Source organism: Faecalibacterium hominis (ex Afrizal et al. 2022) (assembly GCF_049545105.1).
Classification (GTDB): Bacteria; Bacillota; Clostridia; order Oscillospirales; family Ruminococcaceae; genus Faecalibacterium; species Faecalibacterium duncaniae.
Genome location: NZ_CP186860.1, coordinates 472,820 through 493,025 on the forward strand (window position 1 = coordinate 472,820; position 20,206 = coordinate 493,025).

The following is a 20,206-nucleotide window of genomic DNA, read 5'->3' on the forward strand; positions in this document are numbered from 1 at the left end:
AAACACAGATAGAAGGAGAAATGAACCATGGCAAACAAAGGTTTGATCGGTGTTCAGATGAGCACCATTGCCCCCGCTAAGATGCCTCACTTCGATGCATACGAGAGCATGGGCAAGCTGGCTGATATCGGCTATCACTGCGTTGAGATCTCTCAGGTCCCCATGACCGCTGAGAACGTTGCAGGCTTCCGCAAGGCTATCGATGAGCTGGGCCTGAATGTCTCTTCCTGCACCGCATCCACTTCTCCCATGCTGCCCGGTATGCCCGGCGAGTTCCTGTGCAATCCCGACGACTATAAGAAGATCGTTGAGGACTGCCGTAAGCTGGACTGCGATATGCTGCGCATCGGCATGCTGCCCATGACCTGCATGGGCAACTACCAGAAGGCTGTGGACTTCGCCAAGGAAGCAAATGAGTATGCTCTGAAGCTGAAGGAAGACGGCATTGACCTGTACTACCACAACCATCACGTAGAGTTCGTTCGTTACGACGGCGAGTTCCTGCTGGACATCATCCGCGCAAATGCACCTGCTCTGGGCTTTGAGCTGGACAGCCACTGGATCCACCGCGGCGGCCAGGACCCTGTCAAGTTCATCAAGAAGTATGCCGGCAGCATCCGTCTGGTCCACCTGAAGGATTACCGCATCGGTGAGATGCCCATCCCCGAGGGCGGCGTGGACTTCACCAGCAAGGAAGGCATGATGAAGTTCATGAGCAACTTCACCAACATTGTGCAGTTTGCTGAGGTTGGCGAAGGCACTCTGGATATGTCCGCTATCATCCAGGCTGGCCTGGAGGGCGGCGGCGAGTACTTCCTGGTGGAGCAGGATGACTGCTATGGCCGTGATCCGTTCGATAGCCTGAAGATCAGCCACGACAATCTGGTCAAGATGGGCTTCGGTGACTGGTTCTAATTGAAAAGTTTCTGAGGAGTCGTTTTTTTACGATCCGATAAATGAAATCGATGCTGTTTTGCGGAAATGCAGAGCAGCATCGATTTTTTATGTTTCAGGGTACTGCTTTGTAACACGCTCCAAAATGTTGAAAATATTTTGTGCAAGTTTCACAGTTTTCTATTTGAGCCTTTGGTGGTACAATAGATGTGGAAATTCATAAACCGCTGGAGGAGCTACATGGCCGAAAAAAGTATTGAGTTGGATAGTGTGGAGATCGCCGCTGCCATCTTTGGCAACTGTGACCGCAACATTCGTCTATTGGAAAAGGAGTTCTCTGTCACGGCAGTCTGCCGGGGTACGATGCTTCGCCTCTCTGGCGAGGAGGCCAATGTGGCCGCTGCTGTGCGTGCCGTGGAGGGAATGCTGTTCCTGATCGAAAACCACACGCCGCTGGAGGATCAGACGGTGCGCTACTGCCTGAGCCTTGCTCACGATGGAAAGGAGCAGCGTGTCCGGGAGCTGACTGAGGATTTTGTCACGGTCACAGTCAAGGGCCGCCCCATCCGCCCCAAGACACTGGGCCAAAAGGAATATCTGAATGCTATCCGCAAGAACGCGGTGACCTTTGGCGTGGGTCCCGCCGGTACCGGCAAGACCTATCTGGCCGTTGCAATGGCGGTCAAAGCGTTCAAGGCCAAGGATGTTTCCCGCATTGTGCTGACCCGCCCCGCCGTGGAAGCAGGCGAGAAGCTGGGTTTTCTGCCCGGTGATCTGCAGCAGAAGGTAGACCCTTACCTCCGCCCTCTCTACGATGGCCTGTTCGATATGCTGGGCGCTGAGACCTATGAGCGCCTGGTGGAAAAGCAGATCATTGAGGTTGCTCCGCTGGCATATATGCGCGGACGCACGCTGGATGATTCCTTTATCATCCTGGATGAGGCGCAGAACACTACACCGGAGCAGATGAAGATGTTTCTGACCCGTATGGGTGTAGGTTCCAAGGTGGTTGTGACCGGCGATGTGACCCAGATCGATCTGCCGGACCGTACCCGCAGCGGCCTTGTGGATGCGCTGCACATTCTCAAGAACGTGGATGGCATTGCACAGTGCTATTTTACGGAGAAGGATGTTGTCCGCCATCGTCTGGTGCAGGAGATCATCAAGGCCTACGAAGCGGCTGCGCACCCGGCCAAGCGTTGAAACCGACGCGGAAAGCTGCAATTGCAGCATAAAATGAAGGGAGAGGAATGTTATGTCCAATAAAGTTTTGATCACCAATTCACAGAAAGCCGTAAAAGTGCCTTCGGGCCTGCGGATCCTGATCCGCCGCGCCTGCAATGCTGTGCTGGAATATGAGCACTTCGATGAGCCCGCTGAGATCAGCGTGACTTTTGTGGATAACGCTGCCATTGCAGAGCTGAACAACCAGTACCGCAACAAGCCGATGCCCACCGATGTGTTGAGCTTTCCTCTGGGAGAAAACGGCGTTTACGATGTGGATGAGAACAACGGCTGCAAGATGCTGGGGGATATCGTCATCAGCATGGAACGTGCTCAGGAGCAGGCAACGCTCTACGGCCATCCGTTGCAGCGTGAAGTCGCTTTCCTGACCGTTCACTCCATGCTGCATCTGCTGGGCTACGACCATGAGAACGGTGGTCTGGAAGCTATGCGGATGCGCGAAAAGGAAGAGGCTGTGCTGATCCAGCTCGGCCTGCCCCGCACCGTCAGCTATACGGAATGATCAAAGATATCGGCAAAGGATAGGAGTTCTATTTTGAAAAACGCAGCACCCATGCAGCAGCATTACGATACCTCATCTGTGTTCGTGGCGGTCATCGGCCGCCCGAACGTGGGCAAATCCAGCCTGACCAATCGTCTGGTGGGGGAGAAGGTGGCCATTGTCACCTCCAAACCCCAGACGACCCGTACCCGCATCACCGGTGTTGTGACCCGCGGCCCCCTGCAGTATGTTTTGCTGGACACCCCGGGCGTGCATAAGGCCCACAATAAGCTTGGCAAGCGGATGGACAAGACGGCCAGCGATTCCATCGCGGATGTGGATGTCTCTATGATGCTGTTTGAGCCATACGGTGCCCTGAATGAGCCGGAGATGGTTCTGGTGGACGCTCTGCGCAGCAGCGGCGGCCCGGCCATTGCAGTCATCAATAAGACCGATCTTGTCAAGGAGCCTGCTGATCTGGAAGCCCGCAAGGCTGAGCTCAAGGAGCTGGGTGTGTTTGATGCCATTTACACCGTAAGCGTCCGGGCAGACGACCACTGTGAGGAACTGTTCGATGCCCTGAGCCAGTATGCTGTGGAGGGCCCACACTACTTTGACGATGATGCCTATACCGATATGCCGGAAAAGGAACTGGTGGCGGAGGTCATCCGTGAAAAGGCACTGCTGTATATGCGGGATGAGATCCCGCACGGCATTGCAGTCGTGGTGGAGCGCTTCAAGGAGCGCCCCGGTACAGATCTGGTGGATATCGATGTAAATATCTACTGCGAGCGCGAGAGCCATAAGGGCATGGTCATTGGCAAGGGCGGTGCGATGCTGAAAAAGATCGCCAGCTCTGCCCGTGCGGACTGTGAGGAATTTCTTGGCTGCCGGGTCAACCTGCAGTGCTGGGTCAAGGTCAAAGCAGATTGGCGGGACAATGAGTTTCTGTTGAACAACTTTGGCTTCAAACAGAACCCGAATAATCGTTGATTTTTCTCTTTACATTGCCCGGGACACTGCTCGGGCAGGGAGAATATGCAGATGGATACGATCGTAACACCTGGGCTTGTGTTAAAAGAGACCCGGTACAAGGAATCTGACCGGATTCTGACCATTCTTACACCGGAGCTGGGGGTCATTTCGGCCTCAGCACAGAGCAGCCTGCGGCTGAAGAACAAATTATTCAGCGCCTGCGGGCTTTTTTGCTACTCTGAATTTGTGCTGCTGCCAGGCCGGAATATGTACACCATCCGAGAAGCGGAAGTGCGCAACGTATTTCACGGCATTTCCTCCACCATCGAGGGGATGAGCCTTGCCATGTATCTTGCCGAGATGGCGGCGGCGCTTTCTCCTACGGGGGAGGAAGCTGCCAAGGAACTGCGCCTGCTGCTGAACTGCCTGTATATGATCAGCGAGGGTAAAACCGACCTGCATGTGGTCAAGGCTGTGTTTGAGCTGCGCACCATGAGCGAGTGCGGCTTTCTGCCGCAGCTGGTCTGCTGCAAGATCTGTGAAAAATACGATGGCCCCGCGTTTTATCTTGACCCGCAGGAGGGCATTCTGCTCTGTGAGGACTGTGCGAAAAAGGCGGGCAAAACCTGCAATCTGGACATGGGTGCCTTGTATGCCCTGCGTCATATCTGCCTTGTAGAAGATAAGAAAATATTTGCATTTAAAATCTCGGTCGGCAGTCTGGCAAAGCTGTCTGCGGTGGCAGAGCGCTACGCTTTGACCCACCTGGACAAACCGCTGAAAAGTTACGACTTTTTAAAATCCGTTCTGCCTTGACCGGGATAAACAATTTTGATATAGGGAACAAACATGGAAACAAGCTATTTGAAAACTTTAGAGCTTGATAAGATCATTGCGCGTGCATCCGAGGGCTGCGTGTGCAAGGAAGCTAGAGAGCAGCTGCTGGCTCTGGAGCCTCAGTGCGACCCAGATGAAGTACGTTACGCGCTGGAACAGACCGATGCCATCAACAGTCTGCTCATCAAAAACGGGTCTCCGCGCTTTGGCGGGGTAGAGGGTGTCAGCTCTCTGGTAGCCCGTGCGGTCAAGGGCGGTGTGCTCTCCATGGGGGAACTGCTGATGGTGGCCGGCGCTCTGCGCAACTTTCAGAACCTGACCAGCTGGTATGGCTCCTCGGAACATGATGCTCTGCCTACAGATGATCTGTTCTACGCGCTGGCACCTCAGCCCGGGCTGGAGCAGCAGATCTCCAGCGCCATTCTGGCTCCGGATGCCATGGCAGACACGGCTTCCCACACCCTAAACGAGCTGCGCAAAAAGATCCGCGCTACGGAAAACAGTATCCGCGACCGGCTGGAAAGCATGGTCCGCAATATGGATACCTCCAAGTATTTGCAGGAGAGTGTGGTCTCCATTCGTAATGGACGGTATGTTGTGCCCGTTAAGAGCGAGTATCGCGGCGAGGTGAGCGGCATCATCCACGATGTCTCGTCCACCGGTGCCACCGTCTTTGTGGAGCCGCAGGCGGTCGTGGAAGCAAATGCACGCATTCTGCAGTACCGTGCACAGGAGGCGCAGGAGATCGAACGCATTCTGGTGGCATTTACGGCACAGGTAGCCGCCATTGAGCCTCAGTTCCAGTACAGCTACAAGGCAATGCTGGAAATTGATGTGCTGTTGGCAAAGGCTCGTCTGGCTCTGGATATGAAGGCATTCAAGCCCTCTGTCCGCACCGACAGCTCCTTTTCGCTCATCCGGGCGCGTCATCCGCTCATTGACCCCAAAAAGTGCGTGCCTGTGGACATTGCGTTGGGGAAAGAGTACGATTCGCTCATCATCACCGGCCCGAACACCGGTGGTAAAACCGTCACCCTGAAAACGGCGGGTCTGCTGTGTGCAATGGCACAGTGCGGCTTCCTGATCCCTGCCGATGAACGCAGTGAGATCTGCGTGTTCGATGAGTTTCTTGTGGACATCGGTGATGAGCAGAGCATCGAACAGAGCCTTTCTACTTTCTCCGGCCACATGAAGAAAATTACCGGCATTTTGGAACTCGCCATGCCGCACACGCTGGTGTTATTGGATGAGCTTGGCGCGGGTACTGACCCTGCCGAAGGTGCAGCGCTGGCCGTGGCCATCATCGAGGAACTGCGCCGCCGCGGTGTGCTGCTGATGGCAACCACTCACTACGCCGAACTGAAGGTGTTTGCGCTGGAAACCAAGGGTGTAGTCAATGCCAGCTGCGAGTTTGATCTGGAGACACTGCGCCCGACTTACAAGCTGAGCGTAGGTGTGCCCGGCAAGTCCAACGCCTTTCTCATCAGTGAGAAGCTGGGCATTCCGGAGCGTGTCATTGAGGCAGCCCAACAGCATCTGTCTGCCGAGGATAAGCGCCTGGATGCAGTTTTGGGCCAGCTGGACGACCTGAAGCTGCAGCTGAAAGAGAGCCAGGACGAGGTGGAGGAGCTGAAGAATGAGGCTTCTCACCAACTGGAGGCCGCTCAAAAAAAGCGGGATGAATTGATCCAGCAGGGCGAAAACGAGTTGGAAGCTGCCCGTGCCAAGGCCCGTGCGCTGGCACAGCAGGTGGAAAGCAAGGCATATGCACTGACCGATGAGCTGCGCCAGCTGCAGAAGGACGAGCGCCTGAGCACCCAGCAGAAAGCCCAACGTGCCCGCGAGATCGCAAAGAAAGAGTCTGAAAAGCTCTTTATCGGTACCGAGGTGGTGCATAACCCTGTCAAGGAGTTTGTCCCACTGAAAGAAGTCAAGGTAGGGCAGGAGGTCTGCATTGCAGAGCTCAACCAGCTGGCCACCGTGCTGGCACTGCCGGATAAAAACGGCGATGTTCTGGTGCGTGCCGGCATCATCAAGACCAAGGTCCCGCTCAAGGGCCTGAAGCAGCCGGATAAGCTCATCAAAGAGCCTCAGCCCAAAACCAGGGCACAGCAGCGCTATTCCCGCCTGACGGGCGATGCAAACCGGCCCAACGGCAAGGTAGAGCGTGTGCAGCGTTCGGCCAAAATGGAGCTGAATCTGCTGGGCCTGACTGTGGATGAGGCTCTGCCTGAGGTGGATGCTTATATCGATCGCGCCATTCTGAATGGGCAGACAGTGGTGTACCTGATCCATGGCAACGGTACCGGTGCTCTGCGCACTGCGATCCACAAACATCTGCGCGGAAACCGGATGGTAAAAAGCTTTCGGCTGGGCCGTTATGGTGAGGGCGAGAGCGGTGTGACCGTGGTTGAATTGAAGTAAAAACATACCGGGAGTTTCCCGGCAGCGCCCGTCCGGAAGATCATTCTTTGGGCGGGCGTTTCTTATAAAACGGCAGGGAAGTCATCATGGCAAAACATTCGGTACAGCGCAAAAGAAAGAAAAGGGGCAATGGCTTTTCCTTTGGCAGCGCAGTGGTTCTGGTTCTCTGTTTTATTGGTGTCAGTTTTGGGCTGTATCTGTGGCAGGCGGCTTTCTCCATTGGACAGCCAACACCGACCGTGGACGATGATGATTTTCGTCCGACCATCGGTGAGCCGCCGTACCGTATTGTGATCGATGCAGGACATGGCGGCTCAGATCCGGGTGCAAGGGGAGTGGTGCAGGAAAGCGAGATGACCGCTGCCACAGCGGAGGCTTTGAATGCCTGGCTGGAGCGTGACCCCAATTATATCCCACTGACCACCCGGGAAAGTTACGACAGCACCGCAAAACCCGCTGAGCGCGCCGCTGCTGCCAATGCACAGGACCCGGATTTGTTGCTGTCCATCCATGGTAATTCAGCACCCGAAGGCTCCAGCGCAGCCGGGTTTGAATGTTATCCGGCTGTTCCGGGACGAGCATACCATCAGGAGAGCTATTATTTTGCAAAGCAGCTTGCCGGGGCTATGCAGGCGGCAGGGGCCAGCCTGCGGGGACGCGGGGGAATCCGATATATCTATTACCAAGGGGAAGTAAAACAGCTGGTGGAGAGCAGCCACAAGGAAGTGCGGGTAGAGCGCAGCTTTACGATTCTGGAAGATGTAAATTGTCCAGCCGTGCTGGCGGAGCAGTGTTTTGTGACCAGCGATGCCGATGTAGCCCGGTTCGGCAGTGAGGACGGATGTAAGCGGACGGCGCGTGCATACTATGAAGCGATCTGCGCATACTTTGAAACCACACCATTGCCGGAAGAGTGATGGGTACATATGATCGGTCAGACCCTCTGAGATCTCAGAACCAGCAGCGGGAAGAGAGAGGAGGGTCTGATTTTTTGATTATTATATTTTCGTATAATGCAGGTTATGCGAAACAAAGGGGAGTGGAAAAGCCCTCTTTTCTAGTTTTGGGCGTTTATAAGGCCGCCTCGGCTCGATTTGAGCTCCGGCGGCCTGTTTTACAGTAATTGTGTATTTTGCGTTTTTTACACGCGTTTTTCCTGTTATTGATCCATTACAGCATCCGGTTCATTACAATGACCGTATAATCCTGCGTGTGATCTCTCAATCCGGTATCTGTGAACTGATTCTTTTTCCAGAACGATTCACTTTGCTTGTTGCCATCCACATAACCCAGCCGGATATACTCGTAACCCAGACTGTGCAGATACGTACACAGTTCTGTGATGATCCTGCTTCCAATGCCATGTCCCTGTACAGAACGCTCCATCATAAAGAATCCGATGAAGCAGCTTCGTTCCGTTGGATAATGGTCAATAAAGTCCAACACAGCCACAAGCTGCTCGGCATCATCAAAAAATCCGAGATAATACTTATCCTGAGGTTCGTCCATTTTGCGCTGCGGCAAAACACGCATATCATTTCGGATGCTTTCCTCAGTTACAAATGGCGGACAATGTTCATAAAACTGTGTGTTTTTCTCACAAAGAGCTAAAATCAGCGGAATATCGCGTTCTGTCAACATCCGCACATGATAGCTCTTAGAGAAGTTGATATAGTTCATACAGTTTCCTTATCCCCGGGCATAGAAGAGATATCCACCCGGATGCCATCATTGGCAGCACCCTCAAAAGCTTCCATCGGGCTGGCAGCTTCTTCAACATCCATCGAATCGGCGTTATTTTCCCCTCTGTTCTCCCCTGCTGCCCGTTTTGTTGTATCCAAGCGTGTTTTTTCGGGTGTGACCGTGCCCAGCGGGTTCTGCTCAATAGCGGCACGCACCTGAAATTCTTGCAGATGCGTATAAATTTGCGTTGTACCCACACTGCTGTGACCCAGCAGCTGCTTGAGGGTCAGAATATCCACATTGCCGGTCTGATACATCAGCGTTGCCGCAGTGTGACGCAGCTTATGGGTGGAAAAGCCCTTGAGCCCGGCCGCTTTCATGGCACCGGTGACGAGCTGCTCCACCCTGCGGTTGGAAATGCGTTCCTTCCGGCGGCGGGTCACAAATACGGCCTTTTCCTTTGGATTCAGGCCCTCCATCGTGTTGCGTTTGGCTAAGTAGAGCTGCAGGGCTTCGACACAGGCCTCATTCAGATAGACCATCCGTTCCTTGTGGCCCTTGCCAAAGAGCCTGATTTGCCGCTGTTCCAGGTCGATATCGCCCAGATCCATGCCCACCAACTCAGAAAGCCGCATTCCGCAGTTCAGGAACAGCACCACCATGCAGTAATCCCGCTCCGGAAAATCGCTCTGATATTGCGTGCTCTCCAGCAGATCCATGGACTGTTCCGCTGTCAGGTATTTGGGCAGGACCTTATCCTGCTTGGGCGGCTTGATGGAGGCGGTCGGATTTTCTGTCAGCTTATTGACCTGATTGACCAGATAATCATAAAAGCCGTGCAGGCTGGCCAGCCGCCGGGCGGTCGAGGATTTTTTGTTGCCGCATTCGCGGTTCAGGAAATAGAGATATTCATAGATGTCCTCTTTCCTCACACTGCCCCAGAAGGCTGTATCCAGACCCTTGGGGTCAATATCCTTGATCTCCGTATCTGCCGGAACCAGCCCGCGGCGGCGTTTCATAAAACGAGAAAAACCGCGCAGATCGCAGTAATAACTGAAGGCCGTGTTGGCGCTTTTGCCCGCGATCACCTCCAGGTACCGCACATATTCCACAATATCCGGCGAAGCATCATCAAACGGCGGATGCTTGCCCGGATTTTTTTCATCAAGATAGATTGACATAGTTTCTCCGTAAATTCGTTACAACCGGTCTGATTTCAATGCATGGATCGCATCCGAGATATAAGCCGCACCTATCAGCTTCATGCCCGGATAATCTGCCGGGTTCAGGTGGGCAAGGCTATGTTTTGGCACCACAGCCCGCTCAAAGCCGATGCGCTCGGCTTCCCGCAGGCGTTGTTCAAGGTTGGGCACACTGCGCACCTCACCGCCCAGACCCACTTCTCCAATGGCAATGAGCTTATCGCTCACGGGGCAGTCCAGCAGAGACGACACCATACACAGGCAGACCGCCAGATCGCAGGCAGTATCCCGCAGGGCAATGCCGCCCACTATGTTGATATAGACATCCAGATTGCCAAAGAAATACCCTGCCCGCTTTTCCAGAACGGCAATGAGCAGATTCATGCGGTTATAATCATAGCCGCTGCAGGCACGGCGCGGTGCCGGGAAATTCGTTTTGGTGGCAAGGGCCTGGATCTCGCTTAGAATGGGGCGGCTGCCCTCCATCGTACAGGCGACGCAGTTGCCGGAAACCCCCAGCGGACGGCCTTCCAAAAGCATCTGGGAAGGATTTTCGATCTCCTCCAGCCCCTGCCCTGTCATATCAAACATGCCCAGTTCATTGGTGGAGCCATAGCGGTTCTTGGCAGCCCGCAGAATACGATAAGGCAGCATTTTGTCGCCCTCAAAGTAGAGCACAGTATCCACGATGTGCTCCATGACCTTGGGGCCTGCAATGGCTCCGTCTTTGTTGACATGGCCCACAATGAACATGGGGATCTCCTGCTTTTTGGCTACCGCCAGCAGACGGGCGGCGCTCTCCTTGACCTGACTGACCGTGCCGGCCGAGGAAGAAAGATCCATGCAGCGCATCGTCTGGATAGAGTCGATGACTACAAGTTCAGGCTTTTCCTTTTCGATCAGGCCGCAGATCTCGTCCACATCGTTCTCCGCAGCAAGATAGATGTTCTCCTGCGGCACTTTCAACCGTGCAGCACGCAGTTTGACCTGACGGACAGATTCCTCACCCGTGATATACAGAACAGAATGCTGGTTGGAGATGGCACCGCAGAGCTGCAAAAGCATCGTAGATTTGCCAACACCCGGTTCTCCGCTGAGCAGAACCACGCCGCCCAGCACAATGCCGCCGCCCAGCACCCGGTCAAGTTCCGATATGCCGGTCAGGATGCGGCTTTTCTCTTCCGTAGTGCTGATATCGGCCAACCGCCGGGCCGTCAGCGAGGTAACACCCTCCTGCCGGGCAGGTGCTGCCGCTTTGCTGCTGGAAAGCCCCGCCTTGGGCGCTTCCGCAACAACATCCTCATTCATGGTATTCCAGCTGCCGCAGCTGGGGCAGCGGCCCATCCAGCGCGGGCTGGTTTCGCCGCAGTTGGAGCAGACGTAAACAGTTTTGAGCTTTGGTTCCTTCATGGTGCACTCCCTGCAAAAACGCCGCTGGAAAAGCGGCGCTCAATTTCATTGTTCTTTTTTAGTTTACCACATTCTGTTGTCTGCCGCAACTGCTCCCTTACTTTACCTCAACAACGGTGATATTCTGGGCTGTCACACTGCTCTTGCTCAACACAATGTCACGGATCTGCGCTACCTGTGCGGCCGTTAAGGCATCGCCCGAGGTCATAACAGTCAGATCAGCCCGGCCCGACTGCAGAAAGCAGAGGCAATCCGCAAACCCCTTGGCCTTTACCATTGTCTCGATCTCGTTTTCTGCGTTGAGATCCGCAAGGTTTCCGGTCAGCTGGCTGGTATACTCCTTCTTTTCTTCCGTGGAGAGAGAAGCGGATTTCAGCGCTTTCTGAATGCTGTCCATGGCTTCATCGTGGGCTTTGGTCCGCTTGAGCCGCGCTTCCTCAAAGAACTTGGAGCCGCTGTTGTTTGCAACGCTCACAAGCTGAGCTTCGCCATAATTCTTGTTGGCACTGGAAACTGCCTCGGCTTCGGTCATCAGTTCATCCGTAACGGGAACGGTTTCCTGACTGACGGCAGAAACGTTGACTGCATCCTCTTCCAGCGTCACGCCGGTGCGGGCATACTGCCAGTTCAGATAAACGGCAATGACCAGTGCCGCCGCCAGGGTAATGGCTGTTGCTTTGCGGGTATTCTTCGAGATGGCTCTCATAGCTGTTTCCTCCTTATATTACATGGTGCGTTATCCTTTGCGCTGTTCTACACAAATTCGATTGGCCGAAAGATCCAGCAGTGCCCGGACAAGCTCTGTGATGCGGGCGGCGACCCGGACATCTCCCCCACCATCACAGACAACAGCCACACCGCAGACGGCAGGCAGATAGGTCGTCTCTTCCAGGGCGGAGCCATCCTCCAGCAGAACATGGGTCTCCTGGTTCTGCATCTGGCCGGACTGCGTATCCACAGCATAGATCGTTTCTTCCCCACTTTCCAGTGTCACCATCACAACGGTCTTTCCTGCCCCATCGAGCTGTTCGATCAGCTCTTTCAGCTGTGTTTCCAATTGCTCTCGGTAGGCAGTTTCTGAAACAGCAGCAGAACTGCCCGCACTTGCTGCGGGTTTTGCGGGGGTCGAGAATAATTCTGAGAATAAGATCAGCAGCATTGCCGCCACACCCAGAATGATCGCGAGCTGGGTGCGGTTTTGCTTCTGGAGCAAACCGGCAAAGAGGCTCTGTTCCCTGCTCTTCATCCGGAAAGGTCCCCCTCCTTTGCTTCCTGTCCGCTGCTGCGGGCATCCAGTTCAGCCCGAATGGCATCTTCCAGCGTGCCCATGGATGCGGGCGAAAGATCCGGCACAGAAAAGGACTGAACTTCTGTCCGGAGCTGAGGGATGACCTGTAAAAGCACCACTAAAATATATAGTCCAGCCACGGCTTTTATGCACCGTCGGGCCCAGCTGTTTCCTGTGAGCCGGGCCAGCAGCTCTGCGCAGATACAGGCAGTGCAAAAGACCACAGCTGCGCTTTTCAATGTCTGCATCAAACGCCTCCCAGCATAAAAAGAAGTGCGGTTCCTGTTACGGCCAGCCCGAAAAAGAGTGCGATACAGGCCATCATACACCGGACAGCGGAAGCAAAACAGGTAAGCAGTGCCTGTCCACGGTTGTTTCCGGTCAGGCTGCACAGCGTCCCGCAGAGAACGATACATCCCAGATGTGCAAGCATCCCGAGATACAGTGGCAGAAACTCAGCCAATAAAATCAGGATAGCGGCCATTCCAAGGCCGCTTTTGAGCAATTGGATGCCTGCCAGAACAGCCTCGGAAGCATCGCTCAAACTCTGCCCCACAATGGGAATGGTGCCGGTGAGAAACTGTCCTGTGCGAAGCGCCGTTCGGTCGAGCTGTGCGGCAGAGATGCGCTGGAATCCCAGCAGTGCAGCCAGCAGCTTTCCAGTAAGGGAAAGTCCCTTTTGCAGCAGTGTCCCTGCCGCTTTGCACAGGTTCCCCAGGCAGCTCTGTTCCGTGATGCAGCAAGCCATGCTCAATGCAAGGAAGCATTCCAGAATGGGCGGTACAAAGGCCGTCAGGGCCTGTGCCAGCAGACAAAGCAATGTCAGAAAAAAGCCGCTTGCGGCGGCCCCGGCACTTGTCTCACCGCCCATGATCAGAACACCGGCATAGACAGGAAGAAAACCGGAGAGAAAGCGGTTCCAGCTTTCAATCTGCGCGCACAGCTGCCGGGCAATTTCAAGCAATGGTTCCCACAGAAGGATCCCGCACCCACCGGCGCAGACAAGATCACACCAGCTGTGATCCCCTTCCTCCCCCAGAAACAGACCGACTATGGCAGACAGGAGCAGAAACAACAGCAGTGCGGCATAACCGCGGATGCTTTCCCGCAGTGTCTGGAACAGAGACGAAGTGCAAAAACTTTGCAGAACGCTCCACGGGTCTTCTGCTACCTGCAAAGCATCCACAGGGCTTTGGTCAAGATAAGGCTGCCAGAGCTCTGCTCCCGGCAGCTGTGTGTGCAAACCGGCACTCTCTGCTGCAATAGCTGTCGGGGCGCACAGGCAGAGGCTTGTTCCCACCAGCAGAAAAGCCCACCACTTCCAGTTCTTCATCTTGCAATGCTCCCAATCGTCTGCAGGATCTCTTCCAGCAAGGGCCACGCCGCCGCCAGTACAAGACACCGACCTGCCAGCCCAACACACCACCCTAAAGATTCTGCCCCGGCTTCCTCACACAGGGTGCGGGTATAATCTGTCAGCAGAACGATAGCCGCACTCCGTACAAGGCAGGAAAAAGCCCCGCTGTCAGCTTGTCCAGCCAGGCGAGCTATGCCGGAAAGTACTGCCCGGATGCTTGTCCCTGCCCGCACCAGCAGCACCAGCGCTGCCCCAAGGGAGAGCAGGAGTGCATAGGCGGTGGCCTGCTTTTCCAGAACTGCATAGAGCAGTGCCGCGAGCAGCGCAATGCCGAACACAGCCACGGCTGCACTCATAGTGCAAACAGCGACTTGATGGTAACGAACAGCACACTGATCTGTTTGACCAGGATGGACAGCACGACCACCAAACCTGCCAATGTCGTCATCATTGCCTGATCCTCCCGCCCGGAGCGGATCAGCAGTTGGTTCAGCACGGCAACAATGATGCCAATGGCCGCAATTTTGAAGATAAGGTCAATCTCCATCCGCGTCCTCTCCTTTTGAGCTGATTCATCCCAGCAGAATGGCAGCTGCAAGCCCGGCGGCCAGGCCCAGCTTGTGCGAAAGCATCGACTGCGTTCGGGCCGCAGCTTCACCTTCCTGCAAGGCTGCCTGAAACTGTGCCTGATACAATTCAAGCCGTCTGCACTCCTGCTCCGCTTCCAATCGCCCCAGGCCTGAAAAACATTCTGAAAAGCGGGTGCATTCTTCTAAGGTCAGGGAGGGAAAGGGCTCCAGCGTTTGTAACGAAACCGTTTCTGGTGGAAGCTGCCCATCCTGTATCAACTTCCGGCAGAGAAGATTCAGGTCACTGCGGCGGAAGCTGATTTCCTGATGCAGCGTTTCCAGCAGATCCAGCGTTTTGTGCAGGGCTTCCAGATGCGCCTGCGCCTGCTGATGAAAGCTGTCGCCTGCGCACCAGCCGCAGACGACAAAACAGCAGACACTCAACCAGCGCAGAGGGCTCATAGAAACTGCACCTCCCCGATGCAGCCGGGTGCTTGTCTGCCGGTCAGCCAGACGAGCACCCGCACCGCGCCGCGCTCCATCAGATATTTCACCTGTGGGCGCATGGTCGCCTCTTCAGGTGTGGCAGCATGAAGGGTGGCGATAAAATCCACCCCGCTGAACAGGCCCTGCTCCAGCGCTGTGACCTCATCCAGACCTCCCAGCTCATCCAGCAGGATCACCTGTGGCGAAAGGCTGCGCAATGCCATCTGCACTGCTTGTCCCTTGGGGAGCCCGGCAAGAACATCCAGCGCCTCGCCGGGCGCATTCCCGGCAAAGAGCTCCCGCCGTTCATCAATGACCGAAAGGATCTTCTGCTGCCGGACGAGCTCCCGGGCAATACTGCGCAGCAATGTGGTCTTGCCGCTGCCTGGCTCTCCTACAAGAAGCATCCCGATGAAATGCCCCCGCAATGCTGCGGTCAGTTCCTGTGGAAGCGGAACGGTCTTTTCCCGGGCAATGCGCAGGTTGACAGAGGTGAGCTCCTGCAGAACCGTGCCCTGTTCCGGGTTTTGCAAAAAACGCCCGCCAAGCCCTGCCCGACATCCATTTTCCAGTGTGACATAGCCCTGTGCGATCTCTGTCTGATGGGTATGGACTGAACCGCCGCAGAGGGTGAACAGGATCTCTTCCATCTGCAACGGGGTCAGCTGCATCGTTTGCAGTGCGTTCAGTTCAGGTGCCAGCTGTGTCGGTGTGCAGCTGCACCCCTGCACCGTAAACTGTGGAGCACAGCCCAGCCGGAGCCGCAGCTCATGTACAGTCTCTGCGTCTTCTGATGGGAGCTGCCCCAGCGGCCTTGCCAGCCATTGGGGCAGTGTCTGCACCACCTGATAATACTCGTCCATCTTCTGTTCTCCTTCCGTGTCCTTTGCCATCAATGTATGCACCGGCCCGGAGGTTAGAACCCGCAGGACACAGAAAAGCCCGCACAGCATCCAAACTGTACGGGCTTTTTAGAACAGGTTTTCTGATTATTGCTGGGACTTATCCTCTGCGATCATAGCAAGGAACTCTGCTTCGGTCAGCACAGGCACACCCAGTGCCTGTGCTTTGGTCAGCTTGGAACCTGCGGCGGCACCAGCCACCACATAAGCTGTTTTTTTGGAAACAGAACCGCTGGCTTTGCCGCCATTCTTTACGATGAGCGCCTCCGCTTCACTGCGAGAGAGTGTTTCCAGCGTTCCGGTCACAACCAGCGTTTTCCCGGTGAGCTTATCGCCCTTGGGCTCCCCCTTCCACTGCATGTTCACACCGGCATCGGCCAGACGGTGCACCAGATCGGTAGTGCCATCCTTGGCAAAGAATTCAGTCACGCTCTGGGCCATCACACCGCCAAAGCCATCAATCTCGCCGATCTGCTCCTCGGTTGCTTCCCGGATGGCCTGCAGAGAGCCAAAATGCTCTGCCAGCAATGCGGCGGCTTTATCGCCGATATTGCGGATTCCAAACGCAAACACCAGCTTATCCAGATTGTTCTGCTTGGAAGCTTCGATCGCCAGCAGCAGATTGTTTGCGCTCTTTTCCTTGAACTTTTCCAGTGTGAGCAGCTGCTCTATTGTCAAGTCATAGAGATCTGCCGCAGAGTGTACCAGCCCTTTATCCACCAGCTGCGTGGCGACCATAGTACCCAGACCGTCGATGTCCATGGCATCCCGGGATGCAAAGTGGATGATATTGCGGAGTGCCTGTGCAGGGCATTCCGGGTTGACACAGCGCAATGCGGCTTCATCTTCCAGGTGCACTGCTGGGGCACCGCAGGAGGGGCAGAATTCCGGCATCTGGTAGGGCTGAGCATCCGGTTCGTGGCGGGTCACACCGATGACCTCCGGGATGATATCACCCGCTTTGCGCACCTGAATGGTATCTCCGATACACAGACCCAGTTGACGGATAAAATCTTCATTATGAAGGGTGGCACGGGAAACCGTGGTACCTGCCAGAAACACCGGGTCAAAGCAGGCAGTGGGAGTCAGAACGCCGGTGCGTCCCACGCCGACTTCAATACTGCGCAATGTGGTCTCCTTGACCTCGGGCGGATACTTGAACGCAATGGCCCAGCGCGGGAATTTGTTGGTGGAGCCCAGCAGTTCCCGCTGTGCAAAGTTGTTCACCTTGATCACGGCACCGTCCATATCAAAATCCAGTGCGGCACGGTTCTGGCCGATCTGCTCGATCTCTGCAATGGCATCCTCGATATCATGCACGATATGATAACGCGGGGAGACCGGCAGGCCCAGACTCTTGAGGTAATCGAGGCTTTCGGCATGGCTGGTCAGCTCCCTGCCCCGCACCTGCTGGACGTTGAATACGAAGATGGACAACCCCCGGCTGCCGGTGATCTTGGAATCCTTCTGACGCAGAGACCCTGCAGCAGCATTGCGCGGATTTTTGAATGGTGCCGCCCCCTGTAATTCCTGTTCCGCACAGAGGTGCTGGAAGGCATCGTGCGGCATGTAGACCTCGCCGCGCACTTCCAGATATTCCGGGGCATTTTTCAAAGTCTTTGGAATACGCTTGATGGCCTTGACATTGGCTGTCACATCTTCACCCACCACGCCGTCGCCGCGGGTGGAAGCACGCACAAGTACGCCGTTCTCATATTCCAGGCTGCAGGAAAGGCCGTCGATCTTGATCTCGACGACATATTCCGGCTCGATTCCAGCTTCCCGCACCCGGCGGTCAAAATCGCGCAATTCGTCGTAGGAAAACGCATCCAGCAGGCTTTCCATCTTTACAGCATGCGTCACCTTGGAAAAGCGCCCGCTGGGGGTGCCGCCCACTTTCTGGGTCGGAGAATTCGCAGTGACCAGCTGCGGGAATTCTGCCTCCAGTGCTTTCAGCTCCCGGGTCAAAGCGTCATATTCAAAATCCTCCAGCTCCGGGGCATCCTGATCATAGTATAAACGGTTGTTCCTTTCAATGATCACGCGCAGCTCTTCCGCGCGTTTGCGTGCCTGTTCCAGTTCCACGTTCGTTTACTCTCCTTTTCCCAATACCAATACGATAATTATACCATATTTCAAAAACAAAATACAGCCAAAAGTGCTTCCGGTGACCTGGGAGAGGACGCGCCGAATCCTGACAAGGCAGTCGCTTTATTTTGCCCAGGTGGGTTCCTCCGTGCCATCATAATCGAACAGGCCGTCATTTTTCTCTTCCATGGCCTTGATCATGTGGTAGGTGTATTCGTTATACGGCGTGGGAATCCCAAGCTCCTTTCCCATCCGCATCAGCGCTCCCGAGAACATATCGATCTCTGTATGCCGTCCGGCATCCAGATCCTGCAGAGTGGAATAACGGGCCGTGGCAGGAACAGCGCATCCGTGGCTGACGGCATCTGCAATGCGCAGATCAATGCCCCGTGCAGTTGCAATGGCTTCCAGTTCCCGGCGCAGGCCATCGCTGATGGCTTTCATGTGGACGCTGTCACGGTAGCAGCCCACACCGGCTCCAAGAATCGCCTGCGGCAGATTGTTGCAGACGTTCAGCCGGAACTTGCTCCACATCTCTTCCTGGATATGCTCCGTAACCCGGAAGTTGACCCAGGAATCCGTGAACAGTTCCCGCACCGCCTGGACACGTTCACTCTCATACGGTGCCGACAGCTCACCATAGATCACGCCCAGTGTTGCATCCGGGTCAAAATGGTAACCGTCTGCTTCCTTATGTGATGCAACTTTGATGAAGGAATACAGCAGATGCTCTGCACCTACCTGTGCGGCGATCAGCTCTTCGCTGTCCACACCGTTCATCAGACTCATCACAACGGTATTGCTGCCGACAGCGGTCTTGATGCTTTCCAGAGCTCCGGGCAGTGAGCCATATTTCAGTGCAACGACCAACAGGTCTACGCCCTGCGCTTCCTGCGGGGTCCAGACCTCCGGGCGGTAAACTGCTCCATTGATGGCGCAGCCGCTTTCCTTCAGCCGCTGGGCACGGTCGCCTTCCGCGATCACACCCAGACGGATATTATCCTTTTTAGAAAGCCCCCAGATGATGTAAGAGCCCACCGCTCCAGCGCCCAAAATAGCAACAGATTGTATTTTCATGTTACGTTCCCCCCTCTTTGATTTGTCCGAATCTATTGTAGCACGAATTCGATTTGCTGGGAAGATGGATAAAACTGCGAAACCACTTTTGCACGCGGATGCTGATATGCCGCGGGGCAGCGGATATGCTGGGCGCAACCTTCAAATTGACCGCAGATGGTGCCAAAGTGCTGTAAAGCGGGACACAAAGCCCCCGGAGAACTTTTTACGGCTCTCCGGGGGCTGATTTTACGCGTTATAAAACATAGACACGTCCATCAACGATTAATTCTCAGATAGAAATCGTGTTACAAACATCAATGAGCACGGGGTCCAGCGTCTTGGTCATTTCAAGCGCCTCATCTACGGGGTAATCCACGAGGTGCTCACCCTTCATACCAACGATGCGGTTGTACTTGCCCTGTTCCAGCAGGCAGACAGCGTGATAGCCCATTGCGGAAGCATTCACGCGGTCGCGCAGAGTGGGAGAGCCACCGCGCTGGACATGGCCCAGAATGGTAGCACGGGTATCGATGCCGGTGCGGGCCTGGATCTCGTTGGCGATCTCCTGAGAGTGACCAATGCCCTCGGCAACGATGACAATGAAGTGGCGCTTACCGGTGCGCTGCGTCTCGGTGATCTTATCCAGAATGTCGTGCTGCATATCGAATTCCTTTTCGGGCAGCAGCACAGCCATGGCACCGGAGGCAATGGCAACGTTCAGAGCGATGTAACCCGCATTGCGGCCCATGACCTCGACCACGCTGCAGCGGTCATGGCTCTGGGTGGTATCGCGCAGCTTGTCGATCATTTCCAGGGCGGTGTTCATTGCAGTATCGTAGCCGATGGTGTAATCGGTGCAGGCGATATCATTATCGATGGTACCGGGCAGACCGATCATCGGAATGCCGCGGTGTGCCAGCTCACGGGCACCGCGGTAGGAGCCGTCGCCGCCGATGACCACCAGCGCGTCAATGCCCAGCTCACGGCACTTTGCAGCGCCCTTGTCCTGCCCCTCCTTGGTCTTGAACTCCAGGCAACGGGCCGTATACAGAATGGTGCCACCGGCAGAGATGATATTGGAAACGCTGCGCAGGTTCATTTCAAAGCACTCGCCGTCCAGCAGGCCATTGTAGCCGCGCTGAATGCCGATCATACGGAAGCCCTTGTGCAGGCCTGCACGGACAACGGCGCGAACTGCAGCATTCATACCCGGAGCGTCGCCGCCGCTGGTCAGCACACCAATCGTTTTGATTTGCTTTTCCATGGAAAGATTCCCTCCAATTGTTTCGTCATTTACCTATGGAGC

Annotated in this window: 21 protein-coding genes; 7 read left to right on the forward strand and 14 right to left on the reverse strand. The window is 55.3% G+C overall.

Features of this window, described 5'->3' with window-relative positions:
- The first annotated feature begins 27 nt into the window (after nt 1-27).
- The 7 genes from ACKXGA_RS02440 (at nt 28) to ACKXGA_RS02470 (ending at nt 7,773) form a co-directional block, all read left to right on the forward strand.
- A complete protein-coding gene (locus ACKXGA_RS02440; RefSeq protein ID WP_423730009.1) occupies nt 28-915 on the forward strand; it encodes a sugar phosphate isomerase/epimerase family protein in 888 nt (295 codons plus the stop codon).
- A gap of 219 nt (nt 916-1,134) precedes the next feature.
- Complete coding sequence (locus ACKXGA_RS02445; protein WP_423730010.1) at nt 1,135-2,097, forward strand: PhoH family protein; 963 nt, start codon at nt 1,135-1,137, stop codon at nt 2,095-2,097.
- Nucleotides 2,098-2,149: 52 nt separating this feature from the next.
- On the forward strand, nt 2,150-2,641 hold the full coding sequence (gene ybeY / locus ACKXGA_RS02450; protein ID WP_423730011.1) for an rRNA maturation RNase YbeY: 492 nt from the start codon (nt 2,150-2,152) through the stop codon (nt 2,639-2,641).
- Between the two features lie 51 nt (nt 2,642-2,692).
- Entirely contained in the window at nt 2,693-3,613 is a 921-nt protein-coding gene (gene era / locus ACKXGA_RS02455; RefSeq protein WP_005934257.1) for a GTPase Era, read from the forward strand.
- Between the two features lie 51 nt (nt 3,614-3,664).
- Nucleotides 3,665-4,411, forward strand: coding sequence for a DNA repair protein RecO (gene recO / locus ACKXGA_RS02460; RefSeq protein WP_098922348.1), 747 nt, complete (start codon nt 3,665-3,667; stop codon nt 4,409-4,411).
- A 33-nt stretch (nt 4,412-4,444) separates the two neighbouring features.
- Complete coding sequence (locus ACKXGA_RS02465; protein ID WP_117476185.1) at nt 4,445-6,856, forward strand: endonuclease MutS2; 2,412 nt, start codon at nt 4,445-4,447, stop codon at nt 6,854-6,856.
- 86 nt (nt 6,857-6,942) lie between these two features.
- On the forward strand, nt 6,943-7,773 hold the full coding sequence (locus tag ACKXGA_RS02470; protein WP_423730012.1) for an N-acetylmuramoyl-L-alanine amidase: 831 nt from the start codon (nt 6,943-6,945) through the stop codon (nt 7,771-7,773).
- A gap of 253 nt (nt 7,774-8,026) precedes the next feature.
- Here ACKXGA_RS02470 and ACKXGA_RS02475 read toward each other — a convergent pair whose 3' ends face one another.
- From ACKXGA_RS02475 to pfkA, 14 genes are all read right to left on the reverse strand, one after another.
- A complete protein-coding gene (locus ACKXGA_RS02475) occupies nt 8,027-8,536 on the reverse strand; it encodes a GNAT family N-acetyltransferase (RefSeq protein ID WP_423730013.1) in 510 nt (169 codons plus the stop codon).
- Nucleotides 8,533-9,720, reverse strand: a complete 1,188-nt coding sequence (locus ACKXGA_RS02480) for a tyrosine-type recombinase/integrase (protein ID WP_423730014.1) — start codon at nt 9,718-9,720, stop codon at nt 8,533-8,535. Before ACKXGA_RS02480 ends, ACKXGA_RS02475 begins: the two co-directional genes overlap by 4 nt.
- Nucleotides 9,721-9,738: 18 nt before the next feature.
- On the reverse strand, nt 9,739-11,151 hold the full coding sequence (radA, locus tag ACKXGA_RS02485) for a DNA repair protein RadA (RefSeq protein WP_082210792.1): 1,413 nt from the start codon (nt 11,149-11,151) through the stop codon (nt 9,739-9,741).
- Nucleotides 11,152-11,248: 97 nt separating this feature from the next.
- Entirely contained in the window at nt 11,249-11,857 is a 609-nt protein-coding gene (locus ACKXGA_RS02490; protein ID WP_117535391.1) for a SpoIIIAH-like family protein, read from the reverse strand.
- Nucleotides 11,858-11,887: 30 nt separating this feature from the next.
- Nucleotides 11,888-12,397 (reverse strand): stage III sporulation protein AG, encoded by a 510-nt coding sequence (locus ACKXGA_RS02495; protein WP_117535390.1) that lies wholly within the window; start codon nt 12,395-12,397, stop codon nt 11,888-11,890.
- Complete coding sequence (locus ACKXGA_RS02500; protein WP_097771138.1) at nt 12,394-12,687, reverse strand: hypothetical protein; 294 nt, start codon at nt 12,685-12,687, stop codon at nt 12,394-12,396. Before ACKXGA_RS02500 ends, ACKXGA_RS02495 begins: the two co-directional genes overlap by 4 nt.
- Entirely contained in the window at nt 12,687-13,772 is a 1,086-nt protein-coding gene (locus tag ACKXGA_RS02505) for a stage III sporulation protein AE (RefSeq protein WP_117535389.1), read from the reverse strand. Before ACKXGA_RS02505 ends, ACKXGA_RS02500 begins: the two co-directional genes overlap by 1 nt.
- Nucleotides 13,769-14,152, reverse strand: a complete 384-nt coding sequence (locus tag ACKXGA_RS02510) for a SpoIIIAC/SpoIIIAD family protein (RefSeq protein ID WP_117535388.1) — start codon at nt 14,150-14,152, stop codon at nt 13,769-13,771. Before ACKXGA_RS02510 ends, ACKXGA_RS02505 begins: the two co-directional genes overlap by 4 nt.
- The gene (gene spoIIIAC, locus ACKXGA_RS02515) at nt 14,149-14,343 is read right to left on the reverse strand and encodes a stage III sporulation protein AC (RefSeq protein WP_005934292.1); all 195 of its coding nucleotides are present in this window, start codon (nt 14,341-14,343) and stop codon (nt 14,149-14,151) included. The genes ACKXGA_RS02510 and spoIIIAC overlap by 4 nt, the downstream gene beginning before the upstream one ends.
- Nucleotides 14,344-14,368: 25 nt before the next feature.
- A complete protein-coding gene (locus ACKXGA_RS02520; protein ID WP_117535387.1) occupies nt 14,369-14,827 on the reverse strand; it encodes a hypothetical protein in 459 nt (152 codons plus the stop codon).
- Nucleotides 14,824-15,744 carry an ATPase, T2SS/T4P/T4SS family gene (locus ACKXGA_RS02525; RefSeq protein ID WP_242990299.1) on the reverse strand — a complete coding sequence of 307 codons (921 nt, stop codon included), beginning with the start codon at nt 15,742-15,744 and terminating at the stop codon, nt 14,824-14,826. The genes ACKXGA_RS02520 and ACKXGA_RS02525 overlap by 4 nt, the downstream gene beginning before the upstream one ends.
- A 96-nt stretch (nt 15,745-15,840) precedes the next feature.
- Nucleotides 15,841-17,838 carry an NAD-dependent DNA ligase LigA gene (gene ligA / locus ACKXGA_RS02530; RefSeq protein ID WP_117476177.1) on the reverse strand — a complete coding sequence of 666 codons (1,998 nt, stop codon included), beginning with the start codon at nt 17,836-17,838 and terminating at the stop codon, nt 15,841-15,843.
- A gap of 126 nt (nt 17,839-17,964) precedes the next feature.
- On the reverse strand, nt 17,965-18,918 hold the full coding sequence (locus ACKXGA_RS02535; RefSeq protein ID WP_117476176.1) for a ketopantoate reductase family protein: 954 nt from the start codon (nt 18,916-18,918) through the stop codon (nt 17,965-17,967).
- 271 nt (nt 18,919-19,189) lie between these two features.
- Nucleotides 19,190-20,164 carry a 6-phosphofructokinase gene (pfkA, locus tag ACKXGA_RS02540; RefSeq protein ID WP_097771144.1) on the reverse strand — a complete coding sequence of 325 codons (975 nt, stop codon included), beginning with the start codon at nt 20,162-20,164 and terminating at the stop codon, nt 19,190-19,192.
- Nucleotides 20,165-20,206 lie beyond the last annotated feature (42 nt).

Excerpts from the sequence above, each read along its gene's own strand:
- pfkA (WP_097771144.1), bottom strand. The coding sequence starts at position 20,164 with ATGGAAAAGCAAATCAAAACGATTGGTGTGCTGACCAGCGGCGGCGAC.
- ACKXGA_RS02470 (WP_423730012.1), top strand. The coding sequence starts at position 6,943 with ATGGCAAAACATTCGGTACAGCGCAAAAGAAAGAAAAGGGGCAATGGC.
- ACKXGA_RS02510 (WP_117535388.1), bottom strand. The coding sequence starts at position 14,152 with ATGAGTGCAGCCGTGGCTGTGTTCGGCATTGCGCTGCTCGCGGCACTG.
- ACKXGA_RS02440 (WP_423730009.1), top strand. The coding sequence starts at position 28 with ATGGCAAACAAAGGTTTGATCGGTGTTCAGATGAGCACCATTGCCCCC.
- ACKXGA_RS02535 (WP_117476176.1), bottom strand. The coding sequence starts at position 18,918 with ATGAAAATACAATCTGTTGCTATTTTGGGCGCTGGAGCGGTGGGCTCT.
- era (WP_005934257.1), top strand. The coding sequence starts at position 2,693 with ATGCAGCAGCATTACGATACCTCATCTGTGTTCGTGGCGGTCATCGGC.
- ACKXGA_RS02525 (WP_242990299.1), bottom strand. The coding sequence starts at position 15,744 with ATGGCAAAGGACACGGAAGGAGAACAGAAGATGGACGAGTATTATCAG.
- recO (WP_098922348.1), top strand. The coding sequence starts at position 3,665 with ATGGATACGATCGTAACACCTGGGCTTGTGTTAAAAGAGACCCGGTAC.
- ACKXGA_RS02520 (WP_117535387.1), bottom strand. The coding sequence starts at position 14,827 with ATGAGCCCTCTGCGCTGGTTGAGTGTCTGCTGTTTTGTCGTCTGCGGC.
- spoIIIAC (WP_005934292.1), bottom strand. The coding sequence starts at position 14,343 with ATGGAGATTGACCTTATCTTCAAAATTGCGGCCATTGGCATCATTGTT.
- ACKXGA_RS02495 (WP_117535390.1), bottom strand. The coding sequence starts at position 12,397 with ATGAAGAGCAGGGAACAGAGCCTCTTTGCCGGTTTGCTCCAGAAGCAA.
- ybeY (WP_423730011.1), top strand. The coding sequence starts at position 2,150 with ATGTCCAATAAAGTTTTGATCACCAATTCACAGAAAGCCGTAAAAGTG.
- ACKXGA_RS02500 (WP_097771138.1), bottom strand. The coding sequence starts at position 12,687 with ATGCAGACATTGAAAAGCGCAGCTGTGGTCTTTTGCACTGCCTGTATC.
- ACKXGA_RS02505 (WP_117535389.1), bottom strand. The coding sequence starts at position 13,772 with ATGAAGAACTGGAAGTGGTGGGCTTTTCTGCTGGTGGGAACAAGCCTC.
- radA (WP_082210792.1), bottom strand. The coding sequence starts at position 11,151 with ATGAAGGAACCAAAGCTCAAAACTGTTTACGTCTGCTCCAACTGCGGC.
- ACKXGA_RS02465 (WP_117476185.1), top strand. The coding sequence starts at position 4,445 with ATGGAAACAAGCTATTTGAAAACTTTAGAGCTTGATAAGATCATTGCG.
- ACKXGA_RS02475 (WP_423730013.1), bottom strand. The coding sequence starts at position 8,536 with ATGAACTATATCAACTTCTCTAAGAGCTATCATGTGCGGATGTTGACA.
- ACKXGA_RS02480 (WP_423730014.1), bottom strand. The coding sequence starts at position 9,720 with ATGTCAATCTATCTTGATGAAAAAAATCCGGGCAAGCATCCGCCGTTT.
- ACKXGA_RS02490 (WP_117535391.1), bottom strand. The coding sequence starts at position 11,857 with ATGAGAGCCATCTCGAAGAATACCCGCAAAGCAACAGCCATTACCCTG.
- ACKXGA_RS02445 (WP_423730010.1), top strand. The coding sequence starts at position 1,135 with ATGGCCGAAAAAAGTATTGAGTTGGATAGTGTGGAGATCGCCGCTGCC.